Annotated in this window: 2 protein-coding genes; both read right to left on the bottom strand. The window is 33.7% G+C overall.

Annotated elements, in window-relative coordinates; genetic code table 11:
• The coding region (locus GMC_RS23115; protein WP_010520526.1) for a contractile injection system protein, VgrG/Pvc8 family at window positions 1-915 on the bottom strand (915 nt) is incomplete at its 3' end.
• Window positions 916-1209, bottom strand: a complete 294-nt coding sequence (locus GMC_RS23120) for a hypothetical protein (RefSeq protein ID WP_010520527.1) — start codon at window positions 1207-1209, stop codon at window positions 916-918. It lies immediately after the preceding gene.
• Between the last annotated feature and the right edge of the window lie 50 nt (window positions 1210-1259).

Here is a 1259-nt window from a genome sequence, read left to right as displayed (position 1 = left end):
ACGTATCCATGGTGTAGTTTTATTGTACATTTTTTGCCAAGGAAATTGTACTTTTATACGGCTCATCCTATTGGGGTCGTTAACAGCTATTACTTTGGCTACTTGTGGATGAGAAGGATGCATTAAATCGATATCCGTTAAAGGATAAACATCAATTTCTAAGGGTATTGCCGTAAAGTTATTGGTATATGTTCCTCCTTGCTTATAACTGTGTGTAATTTGTATTACCCTGTAGCGTCCAAAGTCTCCTTGATTACTCTTAATAACAATAATTTTCCCCAGTGAAACTCCAGTATTGGTGCTTTTACCTACAATGCTTACTTGTTTTTGTTCGGCTAATTTTTTTTGTAATGCTACCGAGCTGTCTAATTGTTGTTGCAATTGTTGGCTCTCGAATCCGTAAAAAATTTGTTTATTGTCTTTTTTAGGGAAAAATTGCTTGCTCACATTGTTGGCAAATGCACTATATCCGCTAGCGTTTGAAGCGATACTGTTACTAGAAGTTTCTATAGTACTTTCAGATGTATAATCATTGCTATAATAATTAAAATGTAAAGGGTTAACTGTTAAACCCAAACTAAAATCCTTTAAGTCGACTCCGTAATTTAAATGTATTTCGTCTCCTAAATCAGGTTTTCCAAAATGTAACGTATCTCTACTATATACCAAATACTCGCCTTGTGTAGCGGCTAAATATTGTAAATACTGGAAGGTACTTTGGTGATGTTGTACCGAGTAGGAGAGCAATGTGTTATTTTCAGGTTGTACTCTTATACTGAATTCTGAGCTATTGTAGTCTTTTGTGACTTCTTCAATGATATCGGAAACTGATTTTTCTAAAAAGCTATCTATATTAGAACCATCATCTAAAAGAATACTGTTACTCATTCCTTTAACTTCTATAAGATCTCCCATTCAACCATGCTCGTTTCCTTTTTTACCTTTTATTTCAGTAATTTTTCCTTTAAAATATAGGGTTTCCCTATTCAGTCTACCACCTTCGGAAACTTCTAAATAAAAAGGTTTACCTAAAAAGGAGCGACTTTGTTCTAATACTGTGGATCCTGAAAGTCTATTTTCCAGAGCATCTCCACGGATAGAAACTGAGAATACAGCATGCTGTCCTATTTTTTCTTCTAACGAAAAATTGACAATTTTATTAAAAAAAGTACCGTCTAAGTATACTTGCAATTGAGTGTATAATGACATTTTTTTACGTTATTTAAGAGTAGTGTAATTTACCGTGGGTTACTAACTTG

Source organism: Aquimarina agarivorans, from assembly GCF_000218485.1.
Classification (GTDB): Bacteria; Bacteroidota; Bacteroidia; order Flavobacteriales; family Flavobacteriaceae; genus Aquimarina; species Aquimarina agarivorans.
This window is presented reverse-complemented; position numbering and strand designations above follow the sequence as displayed.

Excerpts from the sequence above, each read along its gene's own strand:
- GMC_RS23120 (WP_010520527.1), bottom strand. The coding sequence starts at position 1,209 with ATGTCATTATACACTCAATTGCAAGTATACTTAGACGGTACTTTTTTT.